Source organism: Janthinobacterium sp. GW822-FHT07A03 (assembly GCF_058798815.1).
In genome coordinates, this window is sequence record NZ_JBXAKW010000009.1 from 84,245 (window position 1) to 108,978 (window position 24,734).

General features: G+C 66.4%; 20 protein-coding genes. 11 read left to right on the forward strand and 9 right to left on the reverse strand.

Annotated elements, in window-relative coordinates; genetic code table 11:
• Window positions 1-75 precede the first annotated feature (75 nt).
• Entirely contained in the window at window positions 76-588 is a 513-nt protein-coding gene (locus AC1RJW_RS23755; protein ID WP_493047134.1) for a hypothetical protein, read from the forward strand.
• A 4-nt stretch (window positions 589-592) separates the two neighbouring features.
• Here the strand turns inward: AC1RJW_RS23755 and AC1RJW_RS23760 are convergent, their stop codons facing one another.
• Window positions 593-1,831, reverse strand: a complete 1,239-nt coding sequence (locus AC1RJW_RS23760; protein WP_493047135.1) for an MFS transporter — start codon at window positions 1,829-1,831, stop codon at window positions 593-595.
• Window positions 1,828-2,373: a PadR family transcriptional regulator gene (locus AC1RJW_RS23765; protein ID WP_493047136.1), complete on the reverse strand. Its 546-nt coding sequence runs from the start codon at window positions 2,371-2,373 to the stop codon at window positions 1,828-1,830. The genes AC1RJW_RS23760 and AC1RJW_RS23765 overlap by 4 nt, the downstream gene beginning before the upstream one ends.
• A gap of 100 nt (window positions 2,374-2,473) precedes the next feature.
• On the opposite strand from AC1RJW_RS23765, the gene AC1RJW_RS23770 reads away from it, so the two are divergent.
• Both AC1RJW_RS23770 and AC1RJW_RS23775 read left to right on the forward strand, forming a co-directional pair.
• Complete coding sequence (locus AC1RJW_RS23770) at window positions 2,474-3,031, forward strand: GNAT family N-acetyltransferase (protein WP_493047137.1); 558 nt, start codon at window positions 2,474-2,476, stop codon at window positions 3,029-3,031.
• 82 nt (window positions 3,032-3,113) lie between these two features.
• A complete protein-coding gene (locus AC1RJW_RS23775; RefSeq protein ID WP_493047138.1) occupies window positions 3,114-4,688 on the forward strand; it encodes a POT-type proton-dependent oligopeptide transporter in 1,575 nt (524 codons plus the stop codon).
• Between the two features lie 53 nt (window positions 4,689-4,741).
• On the opposite strand, the gene AC1RJW_RS23780 is transcribed toward AC1RJW_RS23775, so the two are convergent.
• A complete protein-coding gene (locus AC1RJW_RS23780; RefSeq protein WP_493047139.1) occupies window positions 4,742-6,373 on the reverse strand; it encodes an alpha-D-glucose phosphate-specific phosphoglucomutase in 1,632 nt (543 codons plus the stop codon).
• 168 nt (window positions 6,374-6,541) lie between these two features.
• Between AC1RJW_RS23780 and AC1RJW_RS23785 the strand changes: the two genes are divergently transcribed.
• The 8 genes from AC1RJW_RS23785 (at window position 6,542) to AC1RJW_RS23820 (ending at window position 16,325) form a co-directional block, all read left to right on the forward strand.
• Window positions 6,542-7,027, forward strand: coding sequence for a sigma-70 family RNA polymerase sigma factor (locus tag AC1RJW_RS23785; RefSeq protein ID WP_493047140.1), 486 nt, complete (start codon window positions 6,542-6,544; stop codon window positions 7,025-7,027).
• Window positions 7,028-7,035: 8 nt separating this feature from the next.
• Window positions 7,036-8,130: a FecR family protein gene (locus AC1RJW_RS23790; protein WP_493047141.1), complete on the forward strand. Its 1,095-nt coding sequence runs from the start codon at window positions 7,036-7,038 to the stop codon at window positions 8,128-8,130.
• A gap of 89 nt (window positions 8,131-8,219) precedes the next feature.
• The gene (locus AC1RJW_RS23795) at window positions 8,220-10,643 is read left to right on the forward strand and encodes a TonB-dependent siderophore receptor (RefSeq protein ID WP_493047142.1); all 2,424 of its coding nucleotides are present in this window, start codon (window positions 8,220-8,222) and stop codon (window positions 10,641-10,643) included.
• A 273-nt stretch (window positions 10,644-10,916) separates the two neighbouring features.
• Window positions 10,917-13,178, forward strand: a complete 2,262-nt coding sequence (locus AC1RJW_RS23800) for a TonB-dependent siderophore receptor (protein ID WP_493047143.1) — start codon at window positions 10,917-10,919, stop codon at window positions 13,176-13,178.
• Window positions 13,179-13,250: 72 nt separating this feature from the next.
• A complete protein-coding gene (locus tag AC1RJW_RS23805) occupies window positions 13,251-13,997 on the forward strand; it encodes a DUF4198 domain-containing protein (RefSeq protein WP_493047144.1) in 747 nt (248 codons plus the stop codon).
• Between the two features lie 2 nt (window positions 13,998-13,999).
• Window positions 14,000-14,335 (forward strand): DUF3649 domain-containing protein, encoded by a 336-nt coding sequence (locus tag AC1RJW_RS23810; protein WP_493047145.1) that lies wholly within the window; start codon window positions 14,000-14,002, stop codon window positions 14,333-14,335.
• Window positions 14,332-15,957 carry a PepSY-associated TM helix domain-containing protein gene (locus tag AC1RJW_RS23815; protein ID WP_493047146.1) on the forward strand — a complete coding sequence of 542 codons (1,626 nt, stop codon included), beginning with the start codon at window positions 14,332-14,334 and terminating at the stop codon, window positions 15,955-15,957. The genes AC1RJW_RS23810 and AC1RJW_RS23815 overlap by 4 nt, the downstream gene beginning before the upstream one ends.
• On the forward strand, window positions 15,957-16,325 hold the full coding sequence (locus AC1RJW_RS23820) for a DUF3325 domain-containing protein (RefSeq protein ID WP_493047305.1): 369 nt from the start codon (window positions 15,957-15,959) through the stop codon (window positions 16,323-16,325). Before AC1RJW_RS23815 ends, AC1RJW_RS23820 begins: the two co-directional genes overlap by 1 nt.
• Here the strand turns inward: AC1RJW_RS23820 and AC1RJW_RS23825 are convergent.
• The 6 genes from AC1RJW_RS23825 to AC1RJW_RS23850 all read right to left on the reverse strand — a co-directional run bounded on the left by AC1RJW_RS23825 (window position 16,312) and on the right by AC1RJW_RS23850 (window position 24,727).
• On the reverse strand, window positions 16,312-18,120 hold the full coding sequence (locus AC1RJW_RS23825) for a putative bifunctional diguanylate cyclase/phosphodiesterase (RefSeq protein WP_493047147.1): 1,809 nt from the start codon (window positions 18,118-18,120) through the stop codon (window positions 16,312-16,314). The genes AC1RJW_RS23820 and AC1RJW_RS23825 overlap by 14 nt on opposite strands.
• A gap of 168 nt (window positions 18,121-18,288) precedes the next feature.
• A complete protein-coding gene (locus AC1RJW_RS23830; protein ID WP_493047148.1) occupies window positions 18,289-19,917 on the reverse strand; it encodes a methyl-accepting chemotaxis protein in 1,629 nt (542 codons plus the stop codon).
• A 226-nt stretch (window positions 19,918-20,143) separates the two neighbouring features.
• Window positions 20,144-21,616 carry a xylulokinase gene (gene xylB, locus AC1RJW_RS23835; protein ID WP_493047149.1) on the reverse strand — a complete coding sequence of 491 codons (1,473 nt, stop codon included), beginning with the start codon at window positions 21,614-21,616 and terminating at the stop codon, window positions 20,144-20,146.
• 17 nt (window positions 21,617-21,633) lie between these two features.
• Window positions 21,634-22,524, reverse strand: a complete 891-nt coding sequence (locus AC1RJW_RS23840) for an AraC family transcriptional regulator (RefSeq protein WP_493047150.1) — start codon at window positions 22,522-22,524, stop codon at window positions 21,634-21,636.
• 35 nt (window positions 22,525-22,559) lie between these two features.
• Window positions 22,560-23,684 (reverse strand): ABC transporter ATP-binding protein, encoded by a 1,125-nt coding sequence (locus AC1RJW_RS23845; protein WP_493047151.1) that lies wholly within the window; start codon window positions 23,682-23,684, stop codon window positions 22,560-22,562.
• Between the two features lie 2 nt (window positions 23,685-23,686).
• On the reverse strand, window positions 23,687-24,727 hold the full coding sequence (locus AC1RJW_RS23850; RefSeq protein WP_493047152.1) for an NAD(P)-dependent alcohol dehydrogenase: 1,041 nt from the start codon (window positions 24,725-24,727) through the stop codon (window positions 23,687-23,689).
• Window positions 24,728-24,734: the final 7 nt, after the last annotated feature.

Here is a 24,734-nt window from a genome sequence, read left to right on the forward strand (position 1 = left end):
CTACGGAAGGTGGCTTTTTTTCGCCTTGCTTTTTAGAAATTTCAACGATTGCCCGCCTGCACGTTTTGCTTTAGCATGGCCGCCATCGTCCCTCTTTCTCACGCCACCATCATGCAGCCACGCGCCTCTTCTTCCAAAACCACCATCATCGCCGGCATCCTGGCCGGCTTGCTGGCCGCCGGGCTCGGCGCTTTCTACCTGCACGAGCAGTCCGCGCCGCACGGCGATCATGCCCCGGCCGCGAGCAGCCCGGCGGCGGCACAGGAACAGAATGCGCGCGCCGTCGATGCGCTGATGGCGTTGCCGGAAATCAAGGCCTGGTCGGCGCATATCGAAAAGGCTTCGGGCGGCCGCGCCCATGGCGCCGTGATGGAAACGTCGCCCGATGTGCGTCTCATCGATGGCAAGCCCTACTATGACCTGAACTTTGTGGAAAACACGCCGGACGCGGCGCACCGCTGGGAGAGTTTCGTCGTCTCCCAGGATGGCAAGCGCATCCTAGTCGACGACGTCGTCAGCGGTGAGCTGATCAGCCTGGAACAATGGCGCAAGGACAATGCGCCCATGCAGCGCATCGCCACGCAGTAATCCCCTACGCCGGCGCCCCCTGCGGCGCCGCGCCGCGCACGCGCGCCACCCACCACACCGTCCACAGCGACAAGCCCGCCGCCAGCCAGCCATTGATGCCGTAGCCGCTGATGTGGCCGGCCGCGTCCGTCTGCAGGGTCAGGCCGCCCAGCCAGGCGCCCAGGCCGCTGCCAAAGCTTTGCAGGGCCGAATTGGCGCTGAGAAACGCGCCCCGCTTGTGCGGTTCCGGGATGGTCGTCAGCAGCGCCTGCAGCGGCACCATGCGGCCCGAGACGAGGGCCATAAAGAAGGGAAACGCCAGCATCAGCCCCAGCAGGGGCAACTGGGGCAAGTGCGTCATGAACAGCAGCGGCGCGATCGACAACAGGGAGACCCAGCGGTACACCTGCTGCTTGCCGGCCCGGTCCGCCCAGCGGCCGATCAGGCGCGCCGTGAAGATCGTGGCGCAGCCGCCCGCCAGGTAGACCCAGGTGACGTCGGCCGGCGCCAGCCCCATATTGCCTACCAGCACGGGCGAAATGAAGGGAATCACCAGCATGCCGGCCGTCATGTTGACAATCGACAAAGAAAACGCTTGCAGGTGGCGCCGCTCGCGAAACAGCGCCAGCAGGTTCGGCAGCACCTGGTGCAGCGGCGTGGGAGCCGCGCCCATGTGCGCCGTCAGCGCCGGCAGCACGCGCGCCGCGCCCAGCCAGACCAGCAGCGACAGCACGACCAGCAGGAAAAACGGCGAGGCCCAGCCAAAGTGCGCGGCCAGCACCACGCCGATGGGCACGCCGCCCACGGCCGCCATGGCAAACGAGGTCATGACGATGCCCGTGGCCGCGCCGCGCCGCTCGGAAGGAATCACGTCGCCGATGATGGCCATGACCATGGCGCCCAGCACGCCGCCCGTCAGCCCCGCAAACGCGCGCGACCACAGCAACACGTGGAAGTTCGGCGCCAGCGCGCAAGCGAGGTTCGACAGGGTGAACAGGCAAAACATGGTCAGCAGCAGCTTCTTGCGGTCGAAGCGGTCGATATACGTGGCCGCCAGCAAGCCGGACAGGCCCGCGCACCAGGCATACGCGGAAACGGCGCCGGAAACGGCGGCCGGGCCGATGTGAAACGCCTGCATCAGCTGGGGCGCCAGCGGCATCATCACCATGAAATCCATGATGACGGTAAATTGCGTCAGTGCAAGCAGCCACAGCATCGCGCGCTCGCGCGCCGGCGTCAGCATGGGTACGGGCGCGGGCGTCATGCCAGCGCCTCGATATCGGCGCGGGCCTGGCGCAGGATGGCGCGGATGGCGTCCAGGCGCACGGCATCCGCATCGCCCGCGCGCCCGCGCGCCAGCACGGCCGCCTTCAGTTCGTGCATCAGGTGGCGCAGGTCGTCGTCCGCGCCGGCCGGCGCATCGATCCTGGCGGCAATCGCGTCGACATACGCACGGTTCGCCGCCAGGAAGGCCAGCCCTTCGGGCGTGATGCTGTGCAGCTTCTTGTTGCCATCGAGGCTGACGGCCACGTAGCCGTGGCCCACGAGGCCGTGCATGAGCGGATAGATGGCGCCGGGACTCGGGGCATACGCGCCGCCGGCGCGCTGGGCGATGGCCTTGATGATGTCGTAGCCGTGGCGCGGCTTGTCGGCGATCAATTGCAGCACCAGGTAGCGCAAGGTGCCCGCGTCAAACATTTTCGGCCCGCGCGCGGCGGGGACAAGGCTGGCAGCGGCGCCCGGCGCATCGCCCTGGCCATGGGCTGCCGCGCGCACGGGGTGCATCCCGTGCAGAAGATGGAACATGATAATTCCTTAAGATATATCGCAATAAGATATATCTTATTATCGAAGTCCCTGTAACGCAAGGTTTACTTTCTGGCATCGAAGCCCGATACTCGCCCACATGCCCGCTACCACTGTCCGCCCCCTGACACCCGACGACGTTGCCGCCTACCGCGCGCTGCGCCTGGCCGGCATCGCCGAATTGCCCGCCGCCTTCTGCACCACGTACGCGGCGGAAAGCGGCTTGCCGCTGGCACGGATAGCCGAGCGCTTGCGCATCACGTCCCACCAAATAATATTTGGCGTTTTCAACGGAGAACAATTGATCGCCATTGCCGGCCTGCGCCGCGAGCCGATCGCCGTCGTGCATGACAAGGCCAGCCTGTGGGGCGTGTATGTGGCGCCGCAGGCGCGCGGGCGCGGCGCGGGTCGGCAACTGGTGCAGGCCGCCATCGCGCATGCCTGCGCCATTCCCGAACTGGGCCGTGTGCGCCTGGCCGTGGCGCAGGACAACCACGCGGCGTTGACCCTGTACCTGGGCTGCGGCTTTACCCTGGCGGACAGCCCCGCACCGGATGGCATGCTGCAACTGCAGCTGTTGCTGCCCCGCCCGGCCCGTGCAAGTGCCGAAAGTAATGTCTTTATGAAAATCAATACCTTACAAATCCCTGCGAAATAGCGGACAGGCCGTTTTTTCTGTTGCAAGCAAACGCGGCAGGCCTTAGCATCGCGGCTTACAAAAAAAACTTGGGGGAGAGCCAATGTCATCGGCCGAGACACAAACCGCCACGGGCAAAATGCCGCGGCAAATACCGTACATCATCGCCAACGAAGGCTGCGAACGCTTCAGCTTTTACGGCATGCGCAACATCCTGACGCCATTCCTCATCAGCACCCTGCTGCTGATGATCCCGATCGACCAGCGCACGGGCGAAGCCAAGCACGTGTTCCACACCTTCGTCATCGGCGTGTATTTCTTCCCGCTGCTGGGCGGCTGGCTGGCCGACCGCTTCTTCGGTAAGTACAACACCATCTTCTGGCTCAGCCTCGTGTATTGCGCCGGCCATGCCTGCCTGGCCATCTTTGAAAACAGCGTCAACGGCTTCTATTTCGGCCTGTTCCTGATCGCCTTCGGTTCCGGCGGCATCAAGCCGCTCGTCGCCTCGTTCGTCGGCGACCAGTTCGACCAGACCAACAAGCACAAGGCCAAGCTGGTCTTCGACTTGTTCTACTGGATCATCAACTTCGGCTCCTTCTTCGCCTCGCTGCTGATGCCGATGTTCCTGCGCGACTTCGGTCCCTCGATCGCCTTCGGCATTCCCGGCCTGATGATGCTGGCCGCCACCATCGTCTTCTGGATGGGCGCCAAGAAATACGTGCACGTGCCGCCGGCGCCGCCGAATCCCGATTCGTTCACCCGCGTGGCCCGCACGGCCCTGCTCGCCCGCGTCGACGGCGGCTCGCGTCCCGGCCTGTACGTGGCCTACGTGGGCGTGATCGGCGCCCTGTACGCGTTCTACAGCATTCCCGAATGGGGCTTCGTGATTTCCGCGTGTACGGCGCTAGTATTGCTGCTGGCCTTCGGCAGCATCGGCACGGCCATGCAGCTGGAACGCGCGCGCGGCATCCACCCGGACGAAGCCGTCGAAGGCGTGCGCGCCGTGCTGCGCATCCTCGTCATCTTCGCCCTCGTCACGCCGTTCTTCTCGCTGTTCGACCAGAAGGCCTCGACGTGGATCGTGCAGGCGAACACCATGGAAAAACCGAGCTGGTTCCTGCCGGCGCAGATGCAGGCGCTGAACCCGATGCTGGTGATGCTCCTGATCCCGTTCAACAACCTGGTGCTGTACCCGATGCTCAACCGCTTCGGCCTGGAAGCGACGGCCCTGCGCCGCATGACGGCCGGCATCGGCTTTTCCTCGCTGGCGTGGATCGTCATCGGCTTGCTGCAGCTGGCCCTCGACAGCGGCAACGCCGTCTCCATCATGTGGCAGATCCTGCCGTACGCCCTGCTGACGTTCGGCGAAGTGCTGGTCTCGGCCACGGGCCTGGAGTTTGCCTACAGCCAGGCGCCCGTGTCGATGAAGGGCGCCATCATGAGCTTCTGGAACCTGTCGACCACCGTGGGCAACCTGTGGGTGCTGATCGTCAACCGCAGCGTCATGAACGAAGGCGTGATCGGCAAGATCGCCGAGAGCGGCATCAGCGTGACGGCCTTCCAGATGTTCTTCTTTGCCGCCTTTGCCGCCGTCGCCATGCTGGCCTTCGGCCTGTATGCGAAGCGCTACAAGATGGTGGACAACTACCGCCAGGCGGCCATCCCGGCAAAAGCATGATGCCGGTTTGATCTGTCGCAATGCAGAAGGGCGCCCTCGGGCGCCCTTTTTTGTTACGTCGTCACCGTCGGCGCGTCGCGCCCCGTGCGTGCGCGTATCTGCGCCAGTTGCTCCGCCACGGCGGCCAGCCCCGCCAGCGCTTGCTGGGTCGGAATGTCATGCTGCGCGGGATCGGCTTCGTAGCGCTCCAGGTACAGGCGCAGGGTGGCGCCCTCGGTACCCGTGCCCGACAGGCGCAGCACGATGCGCGCGCCGTCCGTCATGATGATGCGGATGCCCTGCTGCGTCGCCACGGAGCCGTCGACGGGGTCCGTGTAGCTGAAATCGTCGGCCAGCGCCACCGTGTAGCCATCGAACACCTGGCCCGGCAAGGCGGCCAGCTGGCCGCGCACGGCGTCCATCAGCTGCGCCGCGCCGGCGCTGTCGATGTCTTCATAGTCGTGGCGCGAGTAGTAATTGCGGCCATAGGCAGCCCAGTGCGCGCGCACGATGTCTTCCACCGGCTGCTTTTTCTCTGCCAGCAGGTTGAGCCAGAACAAGACGGCCCACAGGCCATCCTTTTCGCGCACGTGGTTCGAACCCGTGCCGTAGCTTTCCTCGCCGCACAGGGTGGCCATGCCGGCGTCGAGCAGGGTACCGAAGAATTTCCAGCCCGTCGGCGCCTCGTGGCAGGGGATGCCCAGCGCGCTGGCGACCCGGTCGGCCGCGCCCGACGTCGGCATGGAGCGGGCGATACCCTTCAAGCCCCCACGGTAGCCGGGCGCCACGGCGGCGTTGGCGGCCAGGATGGCCAGGCTGTCCGACGGCGTGACGTCGAAGCGCCGGCCGACGATCATGTTGCGGTCGCCGTCGCCGTCCGAGGCGGCGCCGAAGTCCGGACCATCTTCGGCCGCCATGATGGCGATCAGTTCCTGCGCATTCACGGGATTCGGGTCCGGGTGGCCGCCGCCGAAGTCTTCCAGGGGCACGCCGTTGATGACGCTGCCTTTCGGTGCCCCCAGCATGCCTTCCAGGATGGCCGTCGCATACGGGCCGGAAACGGCGTGCATGCCGTCAAAGCAGATGCGCAGGCCGCCCGCGAACAGGGCGCGGATGGCGTCGAAGTCGAACAGCTGCTGCATCAGTTCCGCGTAGTCGAGAACGGGATCGATCACTTCGACCGTCATCTGCTCCATGCGCACAGTGCCCAAGGCGTCGAGGTCGATGTCGGCCGCGTCGCTGATGCGGTATTCGGTGAGCGTTTGCGTGCGCGCAAACATGGCTTCCGTGACCTTCTCGGGCGCCGGGCCGCCATTGGCGATGTTGTACTTGATGCCGAAATCGCCATCGGGGCCGCCCGGATTATGGCTGGCCGACAGGATGATGCCGCCGCTGGCGCCATGCTTGCGGATCACGCAGCTGACGGCCGGTGTCGACAAAATGCCGCCCTGCCCCAGCAGCACGCGCGCGTAGCCGTGCGCGGCCGCCATGCGCAGCACCGTCTGGATGGCCGCGCGGTTGTAGTAACGCCCGTCGCCGCCCAGTACCAGGGTCTGGCCGCGGCAGTCGCCGAGCGTGTCGAAGACGCTTTGCACGAAATTTTCCAGGTATTGCGGGGCGCTGAAGACCGCTACCTTCTTGCGCAAGCCCGACGTGCCGGGCCGTTGGCCGGCAATCGGTGCCGTATTGATAATTTGAATAGCCATCTTGCCTCCCTGTTAACTTCCCATGTTAACCGATGCCGGCCGCCCGGCAAAGCGTTGTACGCCTGCCACGGTGCGGCAAGCCGCTTAACGCCGTATCCCGGCATATCGTATAATGAGAATCATTCTCATATGCGGCATTCCTCGCTGCGGACTCATACATCGGACGCCGTGGTTGCACGCTATTACCAAGAACTGTTGAACTTTTGCTGGCGCAGCTTGCGCAACCGCGAGGCTGCCGCCGACCTGGTGCAGGAAAGCTATCTGCGCGTGCTGGGCGAAGCGGCCGTGCGCGAACCGCGCGCGCTGCTGTACCGCACGGCGCGCAACCTGATGATCGACCAGCACCGCCGCGCCGCCCTGCGCCAGCACGAGGAACTTGATGCCCTGCCGGAAGCGGCGCATCCGGCCGCGCCGCTGCATTTGCAGCCGGAACAGGCACTCGAAAGCAGCCAGGACTGGCAAGCCTGCGTGGCCGCCATCGACGCGCTGCCGCCCCGCTGCCGCGACGCCTTCGTGCTGCACGTCTTCGAGGAATTGCCGCACGCGCAGATCGCCGCGCGCATGGGCATTTCCGTGAGCATGGTGGAAAAACATATCGCGCGCGGCATGCTCAGTTGCCAGGCGCAGTTGCATTCTTTGCGCAAAGCCACATAATGGCGCCCATGACCGCCCGCCCGCCCCGCCATGATTTCGGCCCCTCCGCCCAGGAGCAGGCGGACTTGCGCGAGTACGCCGCTTTTACCGCCACACAAGACCCGGCAGCGCTGGCGGCGGCGACCTGGTTCAGCCGGCGCGGCCAGCTTGATGCGCAGCAACAGGCCGACTTTGCCGCCTGGCTGGCAGCCGATGCGCGTCACGCCCAAGAGTATGCGCAGCTAAAAGATACCCATCGCGCGGTGCGACGGATTCCCGCGCAGGTCGCCGCGCGCTGGACGGTGCCCCCGGCGCCCCCGGCGCCAGTGTCCGCTCCCCGCCGACACTGGCTGCGCGCCCTGCCGTATGCGGCCGCCGCCATGCTGCTGCTCGGCGTGGGCGCGGGCGGCTACCAGTGGTGGCAGCAGCAAGCCGTGTTCAGCCAGTCGTATGCCACGGCGCGGGGCCAGCGCCTGGCCGTCGCCCTGCCCGACGGCAGCAAGCTGCAGCTCGATACGGCCACGCAGCTGCACGTCACCCTGTACCGCCAGCGCCGCGAAGTGCGCCTGGCGCAGGGCGAAGCGCTGTTCCAGGTGCAAGCGAAGCAAGGACAAGCGTTCGACGTGCTCAGCGGCCCAGTGACGGTGACGGTGGTGGGCACGCAGTTTTCCGTGCGCAACACCCTCAAGCATGACGGCCAGCTGCGCGTGGCCGTCCAGCATGGCCATGTGCGCGTGGCGGGCGCGCGGCAAGAGCAAGTCGACCTGACGGCCGGCCAGGGCGTGACGGCCGACGCCGCAGGGAATTTGTCGGCCGTCGCCAGCCTGGCGCCCGGCAGCGTGGCGCCGTGGCGCGACGGCAGGATCACTTTCGACAACGTGCCGCTGGGCGCGGCGCTGGCCGAATTCGAACGCTATGGCGACACGGGCCTGCTCGTGCGCGATCCCGCCGTCGCCAGGCTGCGCATCGGCGGCAGCTTCAGCCTGACCCAGCTCGACCGCTTCGCCGCCGCCCTGCCCCAGCTGCTGCCCGTGCAGCTCGTGCGCGCCGGTGCGGCCAGCGAGATCCGCATGGCGGCAACAATGCCTGCGCAGGCGCCCGCCATGCACCTCCCCAAAAAATAAATGAAAATAAGTCGCATTCGCAGGTGAGGGTTTTTCCCACTGCCGCGTCTACCAAGTTAATCGACAACAAGTAACCTGGAGAATGCCGCATGTGGTCCCCCCGCTTCAATCTGCAACCCGCCCCCCTCGCCCTGGCCGCCATGCTGGCCCTGGGCACGCTCAGTGCTGCACAGGCGCAAATCTTGCCCACCGTCAAACTGTCCATCGCCGCCCAGCCGCTGGGGCAAGCCCTGAATGAACTGGCGCGGCAAGCCAACCTGCAACTGCTGTTTTCGCCCGAGCTGGTGGCCGGCAAGACGGCGCCCGCCATCAGCGCCACCCTCAGCGTGCGCGACGGCCTCGATCGCCTGCTGGCGGGCAGCGGTCTGCAGGCGTCGATCGACGGCAGCGCCGTCATCATCAAGGCGGCACCCAAGGCCACGGGCGAGACGGCGACCCTGTCGGAAATCACCGTGACGGCCAATGGCGAGCGCACGGCCACCAGCGAAGGCACGGGCGCCTACACGACGCGCGCCGTGACCCTGGCGGGCGCGGAGCGCTCGCTGCGCGACACGCCGCAATCGGTATCCGTCGTCACGCGCCAGCAGATGGATGACAAGAACCTGTTCACCTTGGACCAGGTGCTGGAGCAAAGCACGGGCCTGACGCGCATGAACCGCAGCTTCGGCTCGCATGAATTCTTGTCGCGCGGCAACGCCTTGTCTTATCTGATCGACGGCATGCCCGGCATTTCCGACAATGCCACGGGCTGGCTGATCCCCGACATGGCCGTGTATGACCGCGTGGAAATCCTGCGCGGCTCGGCCGGCCTGATCGTCGGCGCCGGCACGCCGGGCGGCGTGGCCAACCTGGTGCGCAAGCGCCCGCGCGCCGAAGCCCATGCGGATGTGACGGCAACCGCGGGCAGCTGGAACCAGCGCCGCATCGAGCTCGACGCAGGCGCGCCCCTGAACGCGGCCGGCACGGTGCGCGGCCGCGCGCTGGTGGCCTATGAAGACCGCGATTACTTCTATGACGCGGCGCACAGCCGCATGCCATTGTTCTACGGCATCGTCGAGGCGGACCTCGATGCCGCCACCACCTTGCGCGCCGGCGCGCGCCGCCAGCACACGGTGACGGACGGCTACTGGCTGTTCGGCCTGCCCCGCTACAGCGATGGCGCCACCTTGCCGATACGCCGCTCGACCTCGCTGGCGCAGGACTGGAACCGCCACGACGCCACCATCGGCGAACTGTTCGCCGACCTCGAACACCGTTTTGGCGGCGACTGGAAGGCCAAAGTTGCCATCAACCGCACGTATGGGGCCTTCGACCAGCAGGCGGCCATCGTGCGCGGCAGCATCAATCCCGCCACGCAGCAAGGGGCGCGCCTGTACACGCTCAATTACCGCAAGCAGGATATCGTCACCACGGGGCTGGACGTCAACGCGGGCGGCACTTTTCAAGCCTGGGGCGGCAGGCATGAGGTGTTGCTGGGCATGAACGCCTCGCGCGCCGTCACCGACGACCATGCGGCCTCGACCTCGCCGGGCCTGCCCTTCGACGTCTTCCATCCGAACAATTCCCTTCTGGCACAGCCCCCGCATCCGGCCTGGGACGCGCTGCCGCACCTGAACGAGCAGCATTACGGCGCCTATGCCAGCACGCGCTGGGAACTGCGCCCGGACCTGCATCTGCTGCTGGGCGGCCGCCTGAGCTGGTTCGACAAGCAGACCACGGGCAAGCTGGAGACCGACCCCGTCAGCCGCTACAAGGAAAGCCGCGAATTCACGCCGTACGCGGGCCTGGTCCTCGACCTCGACAAGCGCTGGTCCGTGTACGGCAGCTACGCCAGCATCTTCCAGCCGCAGAGCCTGTACTACACCCTGGGCGGACAGCCCTTGAAACCCGTGGTGGGCGATACCTATGAGGCGGGCGTGAAGGGCGAGCTGTACGACGGGCGCCTGAACGTGGCGCTGGCCGCCTTCCGCATCAACAAGCGCGACACGGCCATCTACGACGAGGCCAGCAACGACGACTGCCTGAAGTGGGACGTGACGGGCAGCTGCTACCGCAATGGCCGCCCCATCCGCAGCACGGGCATCGACGCGGACGCCAGCGGCGAAGTGCTGCCGGGCTGGCAGCTGTCGTCCGGCTACACCTACAATATCGCGCGCGGCGAAGGCGACGAAACGCCGCCCACCGTCACGCCCAAGCACATGCTGCGCGTGTCGACCAGCTACCGCCTGCCCGGGGCCTGGAACCACTGGACGGTGGGCGGCGGCGTCTCGGCACAAAGCGGCTATGTCTACCGGGCCGATGACAACCCCGACGTGCGTTTCCGCAACGGCGGGCGCACCGTCTGGGACGCGCGCGCCGCGTATATTTTCAACCGCCACTGGAGCGCCAGCCTCAGCATCGCCAACCTGACGGACAAGACCTACTGGGCCGCCACGGGTGAATTGCGCCGCGGCAATTACTTCGGCGAACCGCGCAACATCATCCTCACCGTGCGCTACACGCCGGCGCTGTAAGCGCCTCGCAGCCAGCATCGCATCTACGGCCGCCGCCAGCACTGGGGCGGCCGTGTGCGTTTACAACATCGCACTCTTGCATGTCTCACAACCCCGCACTATAATAGGAATAGTTCTCATTCACATTTAGACTCGCCGGAGTCTGCGCGCAGTCGCCTGACTGCCATATGGCTGGATGACACGCTGCGCCAGCCAGGCAACACCGCCAAGCAAGCCTCCCCTACCAAAAACGCCAGCCGCCCGACGGCGGGCATGCGAGAAGAAGGATGTTTCATGGCGCGAGCACGTTCGCTGGCCGGCATGGTTGCCGGCCCGTTTTCCCCAACCGTTGGCAATACCGCCCTGCGTCCGCTGGCTGTCGCCGTGCAGGCGGCATTGCTGGCCGCGGCGCTGGGCGCAGGCACGGCCCTGGCCGCCGAAACGCAGGCCAAGGCCGACGAAGCCACCTTGAGCGAGATCAAGGTGCTGGGCCAGCAAGACCAGGCGTCGACGGAGCACACGGGTTCCTACACGACAAGGGAAATGGCCACGGCCACGCGCATGGGCCTGTCGATGCGCGAAACGCCACAATCGATTTCCGTGGTGACTCGCCAGCGCATGGACGACATGGGCTTGAACAGCCTGGCCGAGGTGCTGGTGCAGTCGACGGGCGTGACGGTGCAGGAAAACGATAGCGAACGCACGAGTTTTTCCGCGCGCGGCTTTTCCATCGGCAATTACCAGATCGACGGCGTGGCCGTCAATTCCGGGTCGAATGCGCTGTTCGACACGGCCATCTATGACCGCATCGAAATCGTGCGCGGCGCCACGGGCCTGGTCAGCGGCAATGGCGACCCGTCGGCCACCATCAACATGCTGCACAAGCGTCCCGGCAAGGAATTTTCCGCCTCGGCCGGCCTGACCGTCGGTTCGTGGCGCAAGGTCCGGCTCGAAGGCGACATCAGCGCGCCCTTGAATGCGGACGGCAGCATCCGCGGGCGCGTCGTCGTGGCCGGCCAGAACCGCCATTCCTACATGGACCTGTACCAGGAGCGCAAGCTGGCGGGCGCCGTCATCGTCGAGGCGGACCTGACGCCTGCAACGTTGCTCACGGCCGGCATCGACTATCAAAAGAACACGCCGAAAGGCACGAGCTGGGGCACCACGCCCCTGTTCTTCGCGGACGGCACGCCGGCCAACATGCCCCGCTCGTTCAACATGGCGGCCAAGTGGAGCAGCTGGGAGCGCGCATTCGAAAACAAATACGTCTACCTCGAGCACCGCTTCGCCAGCGACTGGAAGCTCAAGGCCGCCTACGGACGCCTGGACAGTTCCTCGAACGGCAAGCTGTTCTACGGCGGCAGCGGCTATCCGAAACGCGACGGCAGCGGCCTGGAAGTCTGGAGCGGCGCCTTCCCCTACGAGGAAAAACAGGACAATTTCGACCTGTCGGCCAATGGCAGCTTCCCCCTGTTCGGCCGCCGGCACGACCTGGTGCTGGGCGTGAACGGCTGGAAGCGCACGGGCACGACGAATGAAACCTTGCTGCCCGATCCGCTGCCGTTCGCCACCACCATCCCCGACTTCCGCCACTGGACGGGCGACGTGCCCGAGCCGGCGCTCACGCGCACGGGCGCGCGCGACGTCGCCACCACGAAACAGTCGGGCGCCTTCATCGCCACGCGCATCAACGTCACGGACAGCTTCAAGGTACTGGCCGGCGCGCGCGTGTCGAAGTGGGAAACGTATAACGACCGTTACGACACTGGGGGCCGGTTTGTGAAGCGCAGCTCCGCGTATAAAACGGATGACGTCGTCACGCCATACGCGGGCCTGGTGCTGGACGTGAGCAAGAGCACCTCGCTGTACGCCAGTTACACGGACCTGTTCAAGCCGCAAAACCTGAAGGACAAGAACAACGCCTTCCTCGACCCGATCACGGGCAGCAACGTGGAAGCGGGCGTGAAGAGCGAATTCCTCGACGGCGCCGTCAATGCCTCGTTCGCCGTGTATGAGGCGAAGCAGGACAACCTGGGCGAGGAAGACAAGTCGGTGCCGCCCACCTTCGTGCTGCCGGACGGCAGCCGTCCGTATATGTCGACGGGCAAGGGCACGAAAAGCAAAGGTTACGAAGCAGAAGTGTCGGGCAGCCCCTTGCGCGGCTGGCAGCTGTTCGCCGGCTACACGCGCAGTACCTCGAAGACGGGCAAGGGCGTGGTGACCAATACCATCCAGCCGACCAACATGCTGCGCGTCTCGACCACGTACCGCCTGCCGGGCGAACTGCAGAACCTGACCATCGGCGGCGGCTTGAACTGGCAGAGCGAAATCTGGACGATGGCCACCCTGCCGAACAAAAGCAAGATCCGCGTCAGCCAGGGCAGCTACGTGCTGGCCAACCTGATGGCGCGCTACCAGATCAACCCGAAACTGTCGGCCAGCCTGAATGTGATCAACCTGTTCGACAAGACGTATTTCCGCCGCGTGGGTTTCTATAACGGCGGCTATTACGGCGAACCGCGCAACGTGGCGCTGAACCTGCGCTACCAGTACTGATGCACCGCCGGCCGCCGGTCCTCGGACGCGCGGCCGCTTTTTCCATTCACATAACAAGATAAGGGATACACCATGCACATCGCTTCCATCGCGCGCCGCGGCGCCCTCGCTACCGCCCTGCTGGGCGCGGCCATCGCCTGCGGCAGCGCCAGCGCGCACCAGATCTGGCTGCAGCAGGACGGCAAGGCGGCCAGCGTGTACTTCGGCGAATTCGGCGACAACCTGCGCGAAGCGTCGCCCGGCCTGCTGGACAAGTTCAGCATCCAGCGCGTGACGTGGCTGTCGGCCAAGGGCGCGCAGCCGCTACAGGCCAGCAAGACGGCCGGCGCCTTCCTCCTGAACGGCAAGGTGGGCGCCGGAGAAAGCATCATCGTCGAGGAAGACAACTACCCGTCGTGGGAAGAGAAAAAAGAGGGCAAGACCACGCGCACCGTGTGGGTTCCCGCCGCGCGCCTGATCGCCGACGCCAGGGCGCAAGCGGCCGCGCTGACGCTGGACCTGGTACCGACCGGCACGCCGGGCCAGTTCCAGGTCAGCTACCAGGGCAAGCCTCTGGCGCAGGCCAAGGTCAACGCCGTGGTGCAGTCGGGCTGGGGCAAGGAAGCGTGGAGCGATGCGCAAGGCCTGGTCAGCTTCCCGCTGCCATGGCAAGGCACGTATGTGCTGGAAGTGCAGCACACGGACAAGACGGCCGGACAGCGCGGCGCGCAAGCGTATGACAAGGCCATGTTCGTGACCACCCTGAGCCTGGTGCAGCCGCAAGGCGTGACGCCGCTGCCGGCCGGCCCGGCCCAGCCGCCGAGCAAGGATCACGACTGACCATGCAAGCGCCTGCCATCCTTAAAATGCCGCGTCTGCGGCTCTCCGCCGGGGCCGTGTACCGCCTCGGCGTGGCGTCGCGCAGCGTGGCCGCCATCGCTGGCGGCTACGTGCTGGCCGCGCTGGTCACCATGCTGCTGTCGGTGAGCCTGCCCCTGGCCCGTTCCGAAGCCGTCATGACGGCCACCCTGCTGTCGTTTGCCATCTATACCTGCGCCGTGCTGTGGGTCTTCGCCACGCGCAGCGCCCTGCGCGCCTGGCTGGGTCTCCTGATTCCGGCCGCCGTCATCGCCGCCATCCTGCAGTCGATGGATGCACTTTCCTGGAGTCTCGCATGAAAGAAGGTTTCCGCCAGTCGATGGCATGGCTGCACACCTGGTCCGGCCTGCTCGTCTGCTGGATCTTGCTGCTGGTGTTTTGCGCCGGCACGGCCAGCTACCACCGCAATGAAATCACCTTGTGGATGCAGCCTGAACTGCACGGCGCCGCCGCCAGCGACGTGACGACGGAAGACGCGGCCAAGGTGGCGCAGCAGGCGATGGAAGAGCGGGCCGAAGGCGCCACGCGCTGGTTCATCAGCCTGCCCGGCGAGCGCAGCCCCGCCACGCAGCTGGGCTGGAGCAAGCCGTCGCAACCGGGCGAAAAGAAACGCGGACGGCGCGGCAATTTTCATAGCGAAAAAGCCGACCCGGCCACGGGCGAAGTGCTGTCCAAGCCGCGCGAGACGCGGGGCGGCGAATTCCTCTACCGCCTGCATTTCGACCTGCACTACATGCCGGCCATCTGGGCCCGCTGGATCGTGGGTTTCTGCGCCATGTTCATGTTCGTCTCCATCATCAGCGGCATCGTCACGCACAAGCGCATCTTCAAGGACCTGTTTACCTTCCGGCCGAAGAAGGGCCAGCGCTCATGGCTCGACGCGCATAACGTGACGGCCGTGCTGGCCCTGCCCTACCACATCATGATCACCTACACGGGCCTGGTCACCTTGATGTTCCTGTACATGCCGTCCGGCGTCACGGCCGCCTACAAGGGCGACCAGGACGCCTTCTTCGCCGAAGCCTTTCCGGGCCGCTCGGGCGACAGCAAGCCGGCCGGCGTGACCGCGCCCCTGACGCCGATCGCGCCCCTCGTGCGCCAGGCAGAGCAGCAGTGGGGCGGCAAGGTCGAACGCATCTCCGTCAACCACCCAGGTGACGCCAACGCCACCATCACGCTGACGCGCGCGGGCGGACGCGACATGTCGTCGAAGCAGCCGTCGATGGAATTCGATGGCGTTTCCGGCAAACTGCTCTCAAGCGATGGCGAGGCGCAGCCCGGCGCGGCCGCCACGCAAGGCGTGATGGTTGGCCTGCACGTCGCGCATTTCGGCGGACCGCTGCTGCGCGCCCTGTTCTTCCTCTCCGGCCTGGCCGGCTGCGCCATGGTCGCCACGGGCGCCCTGCTGTGGGCCGTCAAGACGCGCCAGAAGCAGGCCAAGGCGCTGGCCGCCGGCAAGCGCGCCAGCTTCGGCCTGCGCCTGGTCGAAGCGCTCAACATCGGCGCCATTGCCGGCATCCCGATCGCCTTCGGCGCCTACTTCTGGGCCAACCGCCTGCTGCCGGTGGCGATGGAAGAGCGCCCGAAAGAAGAAATCGCCTGCTTCTTCGGCGCCTGGGCCCTGGCCGCCATCATCGCCCAGCTGCGCCCGTCGCGCGCCATGTGGCGCATGCAGCTGGGCGCCGGCGCCTTGCTGCTGGCGTCGCTGCCCGTGCTGAACGTCTTCACCACCGCATCGCACCTGGGCGTGACCCTGTTCCTGGGCCGCGGCCCCGTGGCGGTGGCCGCCTTCGACTTGGTGGTGCTGGTGCTGGGCCTGGGCCTCGCATATGCGGCGTTCAAATTGAAACCGCTGCCCGTGAAAGCGGCCAAGGCCGCACCCGCCGCCAAGCCGGCGCCGACGACGATGGAGGCCGCGTGATGGAACTGTTAGCCAATTTCCTCGTCTTCGCGCTGTGCTATGCAGGCCTGTCCTCGCTGTGCCTGGCGATGGACCGCCACTACGCGGACCTGCACGGACGTGGCGCCGAACCGCCCGCGCCGCTGCGCCGCCGCCTGCAGTGGGCCGGCTGGCTGGCACTGGCGGCCGGCCTGGCCTGGGCCATGCACATCGCCGGCGGCGGCTACGGCCTCGTCTACTGGGTCGGCAGCCTGACGGGCTGCGGCTTGCTGCTGATCTGGCTGCTGCCGTATGCGCCGCACCAGGCCATGCGCCTGGCGCGCGTCATCGGCGGCGCGGCCGTACTGGCCGCCGTGCTGCTGGCGGCGCTGTCCATCACGCCGGGCTAGACAAGTTGAGCAGCACCTCGATGCCCTCGGGCGCCATGGCGCGGCCGAGAAAATAGCCAAACGCCTCGTCACAGCCCATCTCGGCCAGCAGTTCCAGCTGCTCGCCGCTTTCCACGCCGCCGGCGATGCTGCGCAGCCCCAGCGTGTGCGCCATCGCCACGATGGCGCGCACCATGGCGCCGTCGCCGCCCGGCTTGCCCAGGTCGTCAACGAAGCACTTTTCGATCTTCACGGCATCCGTGGGAAAGCGTTTCAGGTAAGTGAGCGAAGCGTCGCCCGTGCCGAAATCGCTGATGGCGATCGCCATGCCCAGCTGGCGGAACTGGCGCAGTATCAATTCGCAGTTCTGGTTGCGGTCGATCAAAATGCCGGCGGCGATTTCCAGCTCGATGCAATGGCCCGGCACGCCGGCCGCCTCCAGCGCGGCGGCGAAATTGCGCGCGATATCGCGCTGGTAGAACTGGCGCGCCGACAGGCTGACGGATACGGTCAGCATCTGCCCCTGCGCCATCCAGCTGCGCGCCTGCTCCACCGCCGTGGCCATCACCCACGCCCCCACCGGCAGGATCAAGGCGCTTTCCTCCAGCACCGGCAGGAAGTCGAGCGGCATCATCAGGCCCAGTTCCGGGTGCTTCCAGCGCAGCAGCGCCTTCACGCCCGTTATCCTGCGCGTCTTCAAGTCCATGCGCGGCTGGTAGAACAGGGCGAATTCATCGCGTTCGAGCGCGTGGCGCAGGGCCGTCTCGAGGATGGTGCGCGAATACGACTGCGTCTGCATGCGCGCGGCGTAGCGCAGGCAAGTTCCGGGCGCGTGGCGCTTGGCCGCATACATGGCCAGGTCGGCCTTTTCAATCAGTGCATTGACGTCGTCGTCGTCGTCCGGGTACAGGGCCACGCCCACGCTGGCCGCCACCGACAGACTGTACTCGCCGATGACGAAGGGCGCGGCGATGGCGGCGACGATCTTTTCGGCCACCCGCTCGGCATCGTGCGCCACGCGCAGTTCCGTCAGCAGGATGATGAATTCATCGCCGCCCTGGCGCGCCACCGTATCGACCTTGCGCACGCACTGCTGCACCCGGCGCGCAAACTCCGTCAGCACCTGATCGCCCACGTCGTGCCCCAGGCTGTCATTGATGGATTTGAAGCGGTCGATGTCGACGAACAGCACGGCCAGCAAGGCCTGGTGGCGGCGCGCGTAGGCGATGCCGTGCTCGAAGCGGATCTGGAAATGCAGGCGGTTCGGCAGCCCCGTCAAGCCGTCGTGGTGGGCGATGAATTCCAGCTGCTGCTCGGCGCGCCGGCGGGCCGACACATCGTGCAGCAGCAGCACCGCGCCGCCCTGCGCCAGCGGCGCGCAGCTGTACTGCACGTCGATGCGCTTGCCGTCGAGATGGCGCAGCAGCACGGCGCCGCGCGCCACCTCCAGCACTTCCTGGCGTGCCACACAGTCGCGCACCTGGCGCGCCGCATCGACGGGGGTGCCGTCATGGAACAGCGGCAGCAGCCCGGTCACGGGCTGGCCCAGGCCATCGTCGCCCAGCAAGCCCCCCATGGCGCTGGCGCGGGGATTCAGGTACTGCACCACGCCATCGCGGTCGGTGCCGATGATGGCCGCCGGCAATGCATGCAGCAGCGCCAGCGCATCTGCCATGCGCTGCGCCTGCGCCGCCTGCAGCACCGCGCCGGTCGCATGGCGCATGCGCCACATGCGCGCCGCCTGCCACTGGCTGGCCAGCAGCACGCTCAGCATCACGGCCAGGCACAGGCACAGCGCCAGCAGCAGCGCCGTCATGCGTCACCCGGCAGGCGGAAAGTACGAAACATGGTTTTCCTTTGCAACGCGCGCCATGCGGCCGGGCGCAGATACATGCGGAAAGGAAATAGTATAAGAATTTCGGCGCGATATTTGCCTGATCGGGCGCCGCTTGACTGGCATCAAGCGGCGCAGGGTGCGACTGCGTCAGGCCAGCGACAGCGTGCGGGCCAGGGCGGCACCGGCAGGTAGCGCCACGCCGGGCGTCCCGTGCAGCTTGAAGATGCTGACGGCGTCGGCCAGGCTGGCCGCCTGCTGCTGCAGCGCGTCCGCGGCGGCGGCGGCCTGCTCCACCAGGGCCGCATTCTGCTGCGTCACGCCATCCATCTGGCTGATGGCGATGCTGATCTGCTCGATGCCGTCGCGCTGCTCCACGCTGGCCACGGCGATCTCGCCAATGATGGCGTTCACGCGCTGCACGCTGCTCACCACGTCATCCATCGTGCGCCCCGCCTGGCCGGCCAGCACGCTGCCCTCTTCCACCGTGCGCACGGATTCGCCGATCAGCTGCTTGATTTCCATGGCCGCTGCGGCCGAGCGGTGCGCCAGACTGCGCACTTCGCTGGCCACGACGGCGAAGCCGCGTCCCTGCTCGCCCGCGCGCGCCGCTTCCACGGCCGCATTCAGGGCCAGGATATTCGTCTGGAAGGCGATGCCGTCGATGACGGCGATGATATCGACGATGCGCTTCGAGGAGGCATTGATATGGTGCATGGTCTGCACCACCTGCGCCACGGCTGCGCCACCCCGCTGCGCCACGTCGGACGCGCCGCCAGCCAGCTGGCGCGCCTGGTCGGCGTTGTCATTATTCTGCCGCACGGTGGACGTCAGCTCGATCATCGAGGCGGCCGTCTCTTCCAGCGAACTGGCCTGCTCCTCCGTGCGCGAGGACAGGTCCATATTGCCGCTGGCGATTTCGCCGGACGCCATGGCAATGGCGTCCGTGCCGGCGCGCACCCTGCCGACGATGGCGGCCAGGTTGCCGCTCATCGCTTTCAGGGCCCGCAGCAGGTCGCCGATTTCATCGCGGCTGCCGTCGGCCACCACGGCGCGCAGGTCGCCGGCCGCCACTTGCTGGGCAATGCCGACGGCCGCGCCCAGCGGCACGGTGATGCTGCGGATCAGCCACCACACGGTGACGCTGCCGACCACCAGGGTCACCAGCACGGTGGCCAGCATGACGATGCTGGCGCTGCGGTGCGCGGCGTCATCCTGCTCCTTCATCTGCGCCATCAGGCTGTGCGACTGCTTGCCGATGGAAGCGACGATGGCGTCGATCTGCCGCGTCGGTTCGCGGTCCATGCCCTTGACCAGCGCATCGACCGTCTGGGCGCTGTCGGCGCGCGCGCCATCATACTTTTGCAGCGCCGCCAGGTAGCTCACGCCCAGCGCGTCGTGCGCCTGCAGCGCATGCTCCACGGGCGCCGTATCGAGTTTCAACGCCCCCATCATGGCCTGCAGGCCTTTCAATTCCTTGCGCGTCTGCGCGCCGCTGGCGACAAACGCTTCGCGGTAGCGCTGGAAGGCGGCCGCGTCGCCGCCGCGCAGCAGGATGTTTTTCCATTCCTGCACCTGGATCTTGAATTCCACCTGCGCGCTGCGCGCCGCGTCGACGGCTTCCGTCAGGGCCACGGAGCGCTGCATGGCTTCGTTGCCGCGCGCGCTGGCCGCGTCGAGCGCGCTCCAGCCGCGCGCGCCGACGAACACCAGCGCAAGAAAGAAGAAGGCGCCCAACAGACCCAGGCGGACGGAGATTTTCAGATTCGCGAGTTGCATGTGTTTCTCCCGGCGGCAAGAACAGGATGGCAACAAAGACGCCGCCAAATCTATCCAATTCTCACCGAATACAGAAATCATGCGGCGCGCCCCGTGAAAAACCAAGCGGCGCTTTCGCTAGAGAAACACTTTCAACATAGAAACAACAAATTACACTGGAAGATTGACTGTCTGGCCATATTCCCGCGCCCACAGCATGGCCGGGCAGGCAATCTTGCCGGCCCCGTCAGCGCGCCGCCGCCGCACCCGCGAACTCCTCGCGCAGCAGCGGGTACAAACGCCGGTAACGCGCCAGGCGCTCGTCCAGTACGCCGGACGCCTGCGGCGCCACCGTTTCCAGCACGGCCGGGCGCGTGCATACCTGCACGGGCGGCAAGCCCGTCGCCGCCATCTGCGCCAGGCGCGCCGCGCCCAGGGTGCCGCCGGCCACGCCATGGTCGTGACGCAGCACCTGCAAGCCCGAGGCATTCGCGCACAGCTGCGCCCAGAAGCGGCTGCGCGAGCCGCCGCCCACGAACGACGCTTCTTCCAGATGCGTGCCGGCGCTGCGCAGGGCCGCATTGCCGTCGGCCATGGCAAAGGCCACGCCTTCCATCACGCTGTAGGCCAGTTCCGCGCGCCCGTGCTCCGTCGACAGGCCAAAGAACACGCCGCGCGCCGTGGCATCGTTGTGCGGCGTGCGCTCGCCGCTCAGGTAGGGCAGAAACACGGGCGCCGTACGCGCCTCGACGTTTTCCGCCAGTTTCACCAATTCTCCGATGTCGGACGACTGCGTCAGGCGCGCCACCCAACTGAGACTGGACGCGGCGCTGAGAATCACGCTCATCTGGTGCCAGCGCTCGGGCAGGCAATGGCAGAACGCGTGCACGCCCTGGCCCGGATTGGGCGCGAAGCCGTCGCTGCCCGCGAACAGCACGCCCGAAGTCCCCAGCGACAGCAGGCCGGCGCCCGGCTCCGCCACGCCCAAGCCGACAGCCGCCGCGGCGTTGTCGCCCGCGCCGCCGGCCAGCACCACCGCGTGCGCGATGCCCCATTCCTGGCACAGCGAGGGTCGCACCTGCGCGGCGGCATGGCTGCCTTCCACCAGGCGCGGCATATGGTCGCGCGTCAGGCCAGTGGCGGCCAGCATGCGCTCGGACCAGTCGCGCCTGGCCACGTCCAGCCACAGGGTGCCGGAGGCATCGGACATGTCCGACACATACTCGCCCGTCAGGCGCAGGGCCACGTAATCCTTGGGCAGCAGGACCTTGGCCGTGGCGCGGAACAGCGATGGCTCGTATTTTTGCAGCCACAGCAGCTTGGGCGCCGTGAAACCGGGCATGGCCTGGTTGCCCGTGATGGCGCGCGACTCGGGCACCAGCGCCTCGAGCTCCACGCATTCGGCAAAGGCGCGCGTGTCGTTCCACAGGATGGCCGCGCGCAGCACGTGCTGCTGCTTGTCGAGCAGGGTGGCGCCATGCATCTGGCCCGACAGGGCGATGCCGCGCAGGCCGGAAAACGCCACCGGCTGCGCGGCGCGGATGGCGGCGATCACGTCGAGGGTGGCGTGCCACCAGTCTTCGGGATTCTGTTCCGACCAGCCGGGATGGGGACTCGAGACGCGCAGGGTCACGCCGCTGCTGGCAAGGATGGTCTGCGCGTCATCGGTGAGGATGGCCTTGACTTCGGAAGTGCCGATATCGATACCGAGATAAGTCATTTGATTCCAAGAGAAAGTTAAGAATGGCCGTCGCCGGACGGCTCGGGCATGTTCATCAGCAGGCAGGAGCGGAATTTCGACGGCGACATCTGCTTGTGCGCCAAAAACTGGCGGTTGAAATTGGAAAGGTTGTTGAATCCCGTGCGGTAGCAGATATCGGTGACCTTCATGTCCGTGTTCATCAGCAGCTCGCAGGCCAGCGCGATGCGCTCCTGATTCACGTATTGAATGAACGAGGTGCCCGTATGCTTGCGGAAGAAACGCGTGAATTTCAAGGTGTTCATTTCCGCCACGTCGGCCACGTCCTGCTCGCAAAAATCGAGCGTGATGTTCTGCTTGATGTAGGCCAGCACCAGGTTGATGGTCGACGACATGTAGCGCCCCGCCTGCGCCAGGTAGCTGACGCTGGCCAGGGGCCGCCGCTCGCGGCAGTCGCACAGCTCGCCGAACAGGCGCGTAAACAGTTCGACGCGGCGCAAGCCCTGTGCCGTCGTCAATTCCTTCATCAGCGGCACCAGGCGCAAGCCCAGCGCATCGGGAAATTGCAAGCCCCTGGCGGCCTCGACCAGCAGGGATTTCAGGGGCGCCATTTCCGGGAACAGCAGCGCACAACGCTCGATGAAATCGCTGGAAAACTGCAGCACCAGGTCGCGCTCGGGCAGCACCACGCCTTCCGGCAGTTCGCTGACCCAGTTATGCGGCAGGTTCGGCCCCGTCAAGATCAGATTGCCCGCCCCGTAACTGCCGATATGGTCGCCGATAAAAAATTTACCGTTCGATGTGATGATGAAGTGCAGTTCGTACTCGGGATGAAAATGCCATTTCGCCACCGTATGCGGAAAGCCGTGCGCCCATGCGCGAAACGATTCGTGGATCGGTTTGTGGATCAGTTCCAGGTCAGGCGTCACGGCAGTTCCCTTGCGCGGTCTCGTTGCCAGCTATTCTAACCACTTACCTGAGCACTGACCGCCACGGCCAGCCCGCTGTCGGCATCGAACAGGTGCATGTGCTCCTCGTCGAAGGCCAGCGCCAGGGTCTGGCCCACCTGCGCCACGCTGTTGGCCGCATTCGCCGGCAGCAGGGCCGACAGGCTCAAGGCTCCGCACTGGAAGCTGATCAGCGCTTCGGCCCCCAGCAGCTCGACCAGGTCGATCACGCACGCCAGGCCATGGCTGCCGGCGTGTTCCTGCGGCAGCGCCGCGCGCAAGTGGTTCGGCCGCAGGCCGAAGACCACGCGCGCGCCTGCCTGCAAGGCCGCGAAGCGGGGCGACGTCAATGGCCAGCGGTAGCCGGCGCACACGAGCAGCGTTTGCCCGCCCTCTTTCTCGATGACGCCGTCGATGAAGTTCATGGCCGGCGTGCCGATGAACCCTGCCGCGAACAGGGTGCGCGGATGGTTGTACAGTTCCGCCGGCGTGCCGATCTGCTCGATATGCCCGCCCTTCATCAGCACCACGCGGTCGGCCAGGGTCATGGCTTCGAGCTGATCGTGCGTGACGTACAGGGTGGTGGTGCGCAGGCGCCGGTGCAATCGCTTGATGTCGGCGCGCAGCTGCGCGCGCAGCTTGGCATCCAGATTCGACAGCGGTTCGTCGAACAGGAACACCTGCGGCGTCTTGATCATGGCGCGCGCGATGGCCGTGCGCTGCTGCTGGCCGCCCGACATGGCACGCGGTTTGCGTTCCAGCAGGCTGTCCAGGCTGAGGATGGCCGCCACCTCGCGCACGCGGCGCTCGATCTCGTCGTTCGGCACCTTCAGGCGCCGTAAACCGAAGGCGATGTTGTCGTACACCGTCATGTGCGGATACAGCGCGTAGTTCTGGAACACCATCGCCACATTGCGCGCGCGGGGCGGCAAATCATTGACGATGGCCCCGCCGATGTGCAGCTCGCCGCCGCTGATGTCTTCCAGGCCCGCGATCATGCGCAGCAGGGTCGACTTGCCGCAGCCCGAAGGCCCCAGCAGGACGATGAATTCGCCGTCGGCGATCTCCAGGTCGAACGGCTGCAGCACGGCCGTCTTCTGGTCATAGGTCTTGTGCAGCTGCCTGCAGGCGATGTTTGCCATGATCAGTCTCCTGCCAGTTCGATTTGTATCTTGACGTCGCGCGGATGGCCCTTGGCCGCTTCCTCGAACGCCTGCACGCCGTCGGCAAAGCCGAAGGTGCGCGAAATGAAGGGCTTCACGTCGATCTTGCCCGAAGCGAGCAAGGCGATCGCGCGCGGGAAGATGTTCGCGTAGCGGAACACCGATTCGATGCGCACTTCCTTGGCCTGGATGGCGACGATATCGAAAGGCACGTGCCCGGGCGGCATGCCGACCAGCACCAGGCAGCCGTTGGGGCACAGCAGGTCGACGATATGGTCGTAGGCGCGCATGCTGCCGCTGGCCTCGAAGACGATGTCGGCGCCCCAGCCATCCGTCAGTTCGCGCACCGTGTCGGCCAGGCTGGCCTGGCGCACGTCGACGGTGGTCACGGCGGCGTTATCGGCGAACAGGGCCAGTTTTTCCGGCACCAGGTCGGCCAGGATCACGCGCGAGCAGCCGCCCGCCAGCGCGGCCAGCGCAGTCATCGCGCCGATGGTGCCTGCGCCGATGACCACCGCCACGTCGCCCGGCTTGATGGCCGCCTTCTTGGCCGCCTGCAGGCCGATGGCCAGCGGCTCGACGATGGCGCCTTCGCCGAAGCTGACGTTGTCGGGCAGCTTGAAGGTGAACGCGGCCGGGTGCACGACATACGGCGTGAGGCAGCCGTGGATGGGCGGCGTGGCCCAGAAGCGCACGGCCGGGTCGAGGTTGTACAGGCCGCGCATGGTGGCCGGCGAATCGAACTGCGGCACGCCCGGCTCCATGCAGACGCGGTCGCCCGCTTTCAAATGCGTCACCTCATCCCCTGCTTCGGCCACCACGCCGGACGCTTCGTGGCCGAGCACCATCGGTGCTTCGACGGCGAAGGGGCCGATCTTGCCATGTTTGAAGTAGTGCACGTCGCTGCCGCAGATGCCGACAGTATGAATCTTGATCTTCACGTCGCGCGGGCCGACGACGAGCGGCATGTCGATGTCGCGCAAGGTGATTTTTTCCGCCTGTTCCAGTACGAGTGCTTGCATGATGAAT